The organism is Rufibacter sp. JT20002, assembly GCF_056491185.1.
In genome coordinates this window covers 1-7,605 of sequence record NZ_JBSZJY010000009.1, presented here as the reverse complement: position 1 = coordinate 7,605, position 7,605 = coordinate 1, and the positions used below count along the sequence as shown (strand labels likewise).

The 7,605-nt window shown below is 44.9% G+C and carries 7 protein-coding genes; 6 read left to right on the top strand and 1 reads right to left on the bottom strand.

What is annotated here, in order from left to right; genetic code table 11:
- The first annotated feature begins 109 nt into the window (after positions 1-109).
- The 6 genes from ACW9SV_RS22445 to ACW9SV_RS22420 are packed head-to-tail and all read left to right on the top strand — an operon-like array spanning position 110 to position 6,533.
- The gene (locus tag ACW9SV_RS22445) at positions 110-2,071 is read left to right on the top strand and encodes a BatA domain-containing protein (protein WP_479559028.1); all 1,962 of its coding nucleotides are present in this window, start codon (positions 110-112) and stop codon (positions 2,069-2,071) included.
- The gene (locus ACW9SV_RS22440; RefSeq protein ID WP_479559027.1) at positions 2,055-3,335 is read left to right on the top strand and encodes a dihydroorotase; all 1,281 of its coding nucleotides are present in this window, start codon (positions 2,055-2,057) and stop codon (positions 3,333-3,335) included. Before ACW9SV_RS22445 ends, ACW9SV_RS22440 begins: the two co-directional genes overlap by 17 nt.
- Before the next feature lie 14 nt (positions 3,336-3,349).
- A complete protein-coding gene (locus ACW9SV_RS22435) occupies positions 3,350-3,868 on the top strand; it encodes a DUF4199 domain-containing protein (protein WP_479559026.1) in 519 nt (172 codons plus the stop codon).
- Between the two features lie 22 nt (positions 3,869-3,890).
- Entirely contained in the window at positions 3,891-4,427 is a 537-nt protein-coding gene (locus ACW9SV_RS22430) for a DUF4199 domain-containing protein (RefSeq protein WP_479559025.1), read from the top strand.
- 9 nt (positions 4,428-4,436) lie between these two features.
- On the top strand, positions 4,437-5,402 hold the full coding sequence (locus ACW9SV_RS22425) for a glycosyltransferase family 2 protein (protein WP_479559024.1): 966 nt from the start codon (positions 4,437-4,439) through the stop codon (positions 5,400-5,402).
- 3 nt (positions 5,403-5,405) lie between these two features.
- Positions 5,406-6,533 carry a glycosyltransferase family 4 protein gene (locus ACW9SV_RS22420; RefSeq protein ID WP_479559023.1) on the top strand — a complete coding sequence of 376 codons (1,128 nt, stop codon included), beginning with the start codon at positions 5,406-5,408 and terminating at the stop codon, positions 6,531-6,533.
- An 834-nt stretch (positions 6,534-7,367) separates the two neighbouring features.
- Here ACW9SV_RS22420 and ACW9SV_RS22415 read toward each other — a convergent pair.
- Positions 7,368-7,605, bottom strand: a 238-nt coding sequence (locus ACW9SV_RS22415) for a hypothetical protein (RefSeq protein WP_479559022.1), incomplete at its 5' end; no start/stop codon positions are given.

Here is a 7,605-nt window from a genome sequence, read left to right as displayed (position 1 = left end):
TCATTTTTGGGAAAGGGCAAGGGAGGGAAGGAGGGGGAGTATACCAAAATCTCAAGTTATTAGTTCTAAAAGCAATTATGTACCTTCACATATCATCAGCTTTTAGTACATGCTTCCTCTAATCTCTGGAACAGCAATTGCTGCCACTCTTCTAATCTTCATTCATTTCTTCGGACTAAGACTGAGGCAAAAGCTAGATTTTTCCCACATCCAGTTTTTAACAGCCCTGATTTCTAGAACTCGGTCTGTTCGTAAAATCAATAACTATCTTCTTCTCTTATTAAGACTCCTGTTTGTCTCTTCTGCATTAGGCGCCTTTCTTTTGTTTCTTTTGCAAAATAGGAGCAATTCTGCTGTGTCTCCAGAGGATGTATCCATTGTATTGGATAAATCATGGAGTATGCAAAGTTCCTCTGAAGAGAAAAGGATCACAAAGGCAGATCTAGCTTTGTCTTCGGGGAACAACATTCTAAGAGGAGCAATCAGTAATGTTAGAAACTTAGAGGAGAATAGCTCAAGTACAGATTCTACTTTCCAAGGGGGGGCTACTTCTTTTGCAACTGCAGATGAATTGTTGGGAGAGATAGCAGATAAAAGTAGATCTACCAACACTTATATCTTTTCTGACTTTCAGAAGTCTACTTATTCTGCTGAGGTGTTGAAAAGACTACCTAAAGACCAACGGCTTACCTTGGTTTCTTTGGCCACGGAAAATGTTCCTAATGTATATATTGACTCCATTTGGCTGGAACAACCCATTTTGATGCCCGGAGCTCTAGCAGGCCTGGCAGTGCGGATCGCTGGAAGTTCCTTAGATAAAAGCAGCCAAGTAAAGGTTACTGCGTCTGAAGGAAGCCAGTTGGTTGGAGCTACCCAGATGCTGCTTGATCCAGCCCAAAAAGTTATAACACACTTCAAAATTCCCCTTACTAAAAAGGAAGCTAGGCAGATCACCTTTTCGGTAGAAGATCCAATTACCCCTTTTGATAACCAGTACTTCACCCTTCTTCCTAAACCTTCCTCTATCTACATTAGGGTAAATCGATCTTTAGGAAGTAATGACCCTGTCATTCAGGCCTACAAGGCAGAACCGGCTTTTACCTTTTCTAGATCAGAAGATACCTCCTCCCGGATTTGGGTTTTGGATATTCCAACTTCAGGAAGCACTACTGCCTTAGCAACGGAGGTTAAGTCTTGGGTTGAGAGTGGTGGATCGGTGTTGCTTATTCCTGGCGCTACCACTCAGCAGGCATCTTTAGGTTTTCTGGCTAGCATTGGATTAAGGGGGATCAGCGAGGAGAACAAAGAGCTAATTGCAAAACCACTAAAGCAGCCTGACTTGTCTGATGCCTTTTTCAAGCAGATTTTTGAAAAGGAGGTCAAAAACATGAAAATGCCAGAAGCTAAACCCGTGCTAAGATGGCAAAGCTCCTTTCATACCATTTTACGGTTTACAGATAACTCTCCTTTTCTGAGTACCTTCAGAGTGGGGAATGGAAACATCTATTTGTTTGCAGCCCCTATCACTCCCGCCTCCGCTATGGTGGCGCACCCTCTCTTTGTACCAGTTTTGTATCAACTAGCTTTATCTACAAACTCCTCTAATACCCCTTTGTCTCATCAGCCTAACAATGGGAGCATTACAGTTCCACTGACAGATGCTATTGCCTCTAAACAACCGTATGCTTTGCGTTTGGATGATCAGACGTTTATCCCGGACCAAAGAATAAGACAGAATCAATTGTTCATGACCCTTCCTAATGATGTAAGTACCCCAGGGTTCTACGATCTTCTTAGAGATGGAAAACCTATTTCACAGATAGCCATGAACATTCCACGCGCTGAGTCAAAGTTAGAAGGTTACTCGGTGGATGAGTTGAAAGAGATGCTGGCCGATCATGGGGAGAACGTGCAAGTCATCGCGCCAAAGGAGAGGGTATCCTTGCAAAAACAACTGCAAAAGGAAGCTGGGACCTCATCCCTTTGGAAATATTGCCTAATATTGTGTTTTATGTGTCTCGTGATAGAGGCTGTCATTTTAAGCACTAAGAAAAGTGGATCTCTTATTTAAAGCGGTTACCATAGTTGATACCTCATCCGCCTTCGATGGGCAAACAGTAGATCTTCTCCTAACAGGTGGGCAGATAAAACAAATAGCTCCTTCCATTGAGGCGGCAGACGTCCATACCATTCCAGCACAGGGGCTATATTGCTCCATTGGGTGGTTTGATTTGAACGCTTTTACCGGGGAACCTGGCTATGAGCATCGGGAGACTTTGCAGAACTTTGTAAAAGCTGCTGCCTATGGTGGTTTTACGGAGGTGGCCTGCCAGCCTAACGTGAACCCTGTGGTCCAGACCCGTTCAGCCGTAGAGTACTTCAAGCATGTTTCGGCCTTTGGGTTTGTGCGTTTGCATTCTATTGCCGCCGTTACACATGACAATGATGGGAAAGATTTATCAGAGATATTAGACCTGCAAGCAGCTGGTGCCATCGCCTTCTCGGATGGGTCGGACTCTCTGCAGGCAGAGGACACCGTTTTGAAAGCTTTGGAATATTTAAAGCTTTTTGGGGGAGTTTTAATAAACCAGCCGGTAAACAGAAAACTATCGACCGGAGGCCAGATGCATGAAGGGACCGCCAGCACCCGGCTGGGCCTTAAGGGAATTCCCGCCATCGCTGAGGAGGTACAGATAAATAGAGATCTACAGTTGCTGAGATATACCAATGGACGGCTACACCTGACCCAATTATCTACCGCGGCAGGCGTAAACGCAGTAAGAACGGCCAAACAGCAAGGCTTGCAAATCACCTGCGATGTGGCCGCGCATCAATGTGCCTTCACCGATGAGATGATTGAGCCATTTGACACCAATTATAAGGTAATCCCTCCTTTTAGAAGCGAAGAAGACCGAGTAGCCATTCTGGAAGGACTTCAGGACGGAACCATTGATACCTTGGTATCTGCCCACACTCCCTGGAACGAAGAGGCAAAAGAACTGGAATTTGACTTAGCCGATGCCGGCATTATTGGCTTGCAAACTGCTTATTCCATCGCCAATGAAACGTTAACGTCTCATCTCTCCTGGAGAGACGTGGTTGAAAAGCTTTCCGTAGGTTCGCGTCGGATTGTATCCTTACCGGTGCCATCCCTGGCGGAAGGGGCACCGGCCAATCTTACTTTCTTTAATCCGGCTAAAACCTGGGTTTTTGAGGAGCGCCTGAATGCTTCAGCTGCCAGGAACACTCCGTTCTTCGGACGTGAACTGAAGGGATGTGTGTTTGGCACTTATATGAACGGGCAATTCACCCAGAATCCGGCTTATCAGAATTAGAGAAGAGTAGACAGATGTTTGACAGAGCTGTGGTGAATACCGCCATTAGATATGGCGTAACAGGAGGCATTGTAAGTTTTGTGTACATACTTGCGCTTGCCCTAACAGGGTTTGAGAATCCGTATGACAATACCAGTGAGTATTCCTCTACCCTTATTTTCGTTTCCGTTTTCATTTTTCTCTCCATAAAATACTTCAAGAAGTTTCATGACACAGAGATTGGTTTTGGAAAGGCTTTCAAGGTTGGCTTATCAACGGCCTTCTTCTTGGCATTCACAACCGCTATGCTCTTGTGCATCTATTCTGTTTTTACTGGCGGAGAAATGATAAAAGAATATATTATATTGAGTCAGGAACGGATGGAGTTAACCAAGCAAGAGTTGACCCAGGTGATGGGAGAGGTAAATTACAAAAATGCCTATAACAACTTAAATCAGTTAAATCCCTACATCTTGGCACAAATAAGCTTCGTGAATCGGATGGTGGCGGGTTTCTTTATAAGTATCGTTTTAGGCGTGTTTTTCAGGAAGTAACTCAAAACCAAAACTAATAGTCATGAACGAACAAGCAATCATGGACAAACCAGCTGTTACCCCAGGTTCTGTAGGCGTACGGTATGGAGTCATCACCGGCTTTGCCTCCATTATCTTCAGCCTCATCCTGTACCTGACAGGTCTTCATACCAATAAAGGAGTGTCTTACTTAGGCATGATCATTCCTATCATTGGTATCATAATGGCTTATACCTACTATAAAAGAGAAAATGGCGGTTTCATGTCTTATGGCCAAGGCCTTGGTACCGGTACAATTCTATCGGCAGTGTCTGGAATTCTAAGCGGAATCTTTACATACATCTACCTTAAGTTTGTAGATTCAAACATATTGGAGCAAATCCGGAATGCCTCTATAGAGGAGATGGAAAACAAAGGGATGAGCGATGAGCAAATCGAACAGGCTGCCAGTATGACTGAGAAGTTCACCTCCCCTGAAATGATGTTGGTAATGGGCTTGGTAGGAGCGGTGATTTTAGGCTTCTTTTTGTCTCTCATTATTGCGGCTATCATGAAAAGAAGCCGTCCAGAGTTCGAGTAAAAAATATTCATGCAAAACAGAGTAGATATTTCTGTGGTAATCCCGCTGCTTAACGAGGCGGAGTCATTGCCAGAACTTACCCAATGGATAAACCGTGTGATGGTATTGCACGGTTTTCTTTATGAGGTTATTTTAATTGACGATGGTAGTACTGACAACTCCTGGAAGGTGATTCAGGAACTATCGGTTCAGGACCCCAATCTCAAGGGGATCCGGTTTAACCGGAACTACGGGAAGTCTGCTGCCTTAAATGTAGGCTTCAGAGAAACGCAGGGACGGGTGGTCATCACCATGGATGCCGATTTGCAGGACAGCCCTGATGAAATCCCCGATCTTTACAAGATGATTGTAGAAGACGGTTACGATCTTGTCTCCGGCTGGAAAAAGAAACGCTACGATCCCCTAAGCAAAACGCTGCCCACGAAGTTGTTCAACGCCGCCACCCGCAAAATCTCCAAAATCAAACTTCATGATTTTAATTGTGGGCTGAAAGCCTATGATGAACGAGTAGTGAAAAGCATTGAAGTCTACGGGGAGATGCACCGCTATATTCCTGTGATTGCTAAATGGAATGGTTTTGGCAAAATAGGCGAAAAGGTGGTTCAGCACCGGGAGCGTAAATATGGCACCACTAAGTTTGGCTTGGAGCGTTTTGTCTATGGTTTCCTAGACTTGATGTCTATCACGTTTGTGTCCAGGTTCAAGAAACGGCCAATGCACTTCTTCGGAAGCCTTGGCTCTATCTCATTTCTCATTGGTTTCTTAATCACCTCTTGGTTGGTGATAGAGAAGGTGTACTACTCTTTTAAGAACCAAATGGTGAGAGACGTCACAGACCAACCCCTTTTCTTTTTAGCACTCGTGGCGGTAATCGTAGGTGTTCAATTGTTTCTGGCCGGCTTCCTGGCTGAGATGATTTCCTTAGCCGGAAGGAGGAAAGACGAATACCTGATTAGAGATAACATCGGGTTCTAATTCATGTCCTACATTGTTATCATAGGTCCAGCCTTCCCTTTTAGGGGAGGTATTGCCGCTTCCAATGAAAGCCTGGCGCGCACCTGGCAGAAAATGGGGCACCAGGTTGAAATTTTTACCTTTACTACCCAGTACCCGTCTATTCTGTTTCCAGGTAAGTCCCAGTTTGTAGATGGGCCTCTACCGCAAGATTTGGTCATTCATCAGGAGTTAAGCTCTATCAATCCTATAACTTGGATTAGCCTAGGCTACAAAATCAAAAAGAAGAAACCTGATTTGGTTCTTCTGCGCTACTGGCTACCCTTCATGAGTCCTAGCCTAGGCACGGTGGCCAAAATCATCAGGGGGAACAAGCATACTAAATTGGTGGCTCTCACAGATAACATAGTGCCTCATGAAAAGCGACCAGGCGATACAGCCCTTACTAAATACTTTTTGGATGCCTGTGATGCTTTTGTCACCATGTCCACTACGGTTTCAGAGGAACTGAAGCAATTCAACAAAAGCAAACCCGTTCAAAGTAGCTTCCATCCCATTTATGATACTTATGGGGAAAAAATGTCTAGGCAGGAGGCCCTACAGGAGCTTAACCTTCCGGAAGGAAAGTACCTCTTGTTCTTTGGCTTTATAAGACACTATAAAGGGTTAGATCTCCTACTGCATGCTATGAAAGATCCAAGGCTTCAGGAAAGAGGGTTGAAACTGATCATCGCAGGGGAGTTCTACGAAGCCCCAGATACTTACAAGCAGATCATAGAAGACGAAGGACTTCAGAATAGAGTGATTCAAGCGACTGAATACATTCCTCATGAAAAAGTAAGAGCTTACTTCTCGGTAGCAGATCTTGTTGTTCAGCCTTATAGACATGCCTCCCAGAGTGGGGTAACTCAAATTGCCTATCACTTTGAAGTACCAATGATTGTGACCAAAGTAGGCGGTTTAGTTGAGATGATTCCTGATCAGAAAGTAGGTTATGTAGTAGAGGTGCAGCCAGAAGCCTTAGCTGATGCTATTAACAAATTTTACCAAGAAGAAAAAGCTGAGGAAATGGCTGACAACATCCGAGAAGAGAAGAAAAAATATACTTGGGAAGCATTAGCCACTGCAATAACCGGAGTAGTAAGATTATGAAATGAGAAATCTAAAACCTGGTATAAGGAAGTATTTTAACAGAAGGGGAAAAGTGGTTTCCATTTTGCCCCTTCTGTTTAGGTAGAAGTAGAGAAAATGTCTAAAGAGTTAAACCAGTCTGTAAGTGGGTTAATTCCCTATATAGGTAAAAGTACTATAGCAGATTTAAACAAAGTAGCAGAAGTGCATATGTATGCCTAATCAAACAAAAGCCAATCAGAAATTTGCTAATTGGAGGGAACTTCCCGGTGCCCGATCATGGTTCTTGCTTAGGCTCCGGCAGGGAACCACTTAAAAGAGAAAAGGCAGGAAAACTCTTCCGCCCCGGGAACTTCCGGCCACCCAAAAGCGGTTACGTCTGAGGCTCCAATAAGGAGCCGCAACCAAAAGCCACCCGTAGAAAAAACTTTCCCTTGGTTGGCACTAAGCGCCACCCCGTTGCGGTTCTGGCTTAGTGCCAACCAAGGGAAAGCGGAAGATTCGGCTTGGAAAGCGGTAATGTTTGGCTACCTTTGCATCCCGCTCGGCAGGAGGGGGGTACCGGAAGGGCAAACATGGTGAAACGAAAGGCGAGGAAAAAAGTTTTCCGCATCCCTTGCGGGTTAGGAACTTCTTCTTACCTTTGCACTCCCTTCCACGGAGGGGCTCCTTGGCCGGCAGGGCGGAGGGGAAGAGGAAAAAAAAGTTTTCTTGAGGTATTGCAGAGAGAAAGAAAGTTCTTACCTTTGCACCCCGCTTGAACGGCAAGGTTCAGCGACCTTCTCCACCGGATGGGCGGAGGAAAAAAAAAGGAAAAAAAGTTTTCCGAAAGTATTGCAAAGAGAAAGAAAGTTCTTACCTTTGCAGCCGCTTCGGAAACGAACACAGAAAAGAAGGCTGGCCGACAGGGCCGCCGGGAAAGAAAAAAAAGAAAAAAAAGCCGCTCAGGTTTGCAGATTCAAAGAAAGTCGCTACCTTTGCAGCCCCTTCCGGAAGGAAGGGTTTGAAACCGGAAGCGGTTTCGCTAGTCACCGGGGGTCGCCCGGTGGGAAGTTCTTTGAGTGAATGGGATAGATAGGAAAAGAGAGACCCT

Excerpts from the sequence above, each read along its gene's own strand:
- ACW9SV_RS22445 (WP_479559028.1), top strand. The coding sequence starts at position 110 with ATGCTTCCTCTAATCTCTGGAACAGCAATTGCTGCCACTCTTCTAATC.
- ACW9SV_RS22435 (WP_479559026.1), top strand. The coding sequence starts at position 3,350 with ATGTTTGACAGAGCTGTGGTGAATACCGCCATTAGATATGGCGTAACA.
- ACW9SV_RS22430 (WP_479559025.1), top strand. The coding sequence starts at position 3,891 with ATGAACGAACAAGCAATCATGGACAAACCAGCTGTTACCCCAGGTTCT.
- ACW9SV_RS22425 (WP_479559024.1), top strand. The coding sequence starts at position 4,437 with ATGCAAAACAGAGTAGATATTTCTGTGGTAATCCCGCTGCTTAACGAG.
- ACW9SV_RS22420 (WP_479559023.1), top strand. The coding sequence starts at position 5,406 with ATGTCCTACATTGTTATCATAGGTCCAGCCTTCCCTTTTAGGGGAGGT.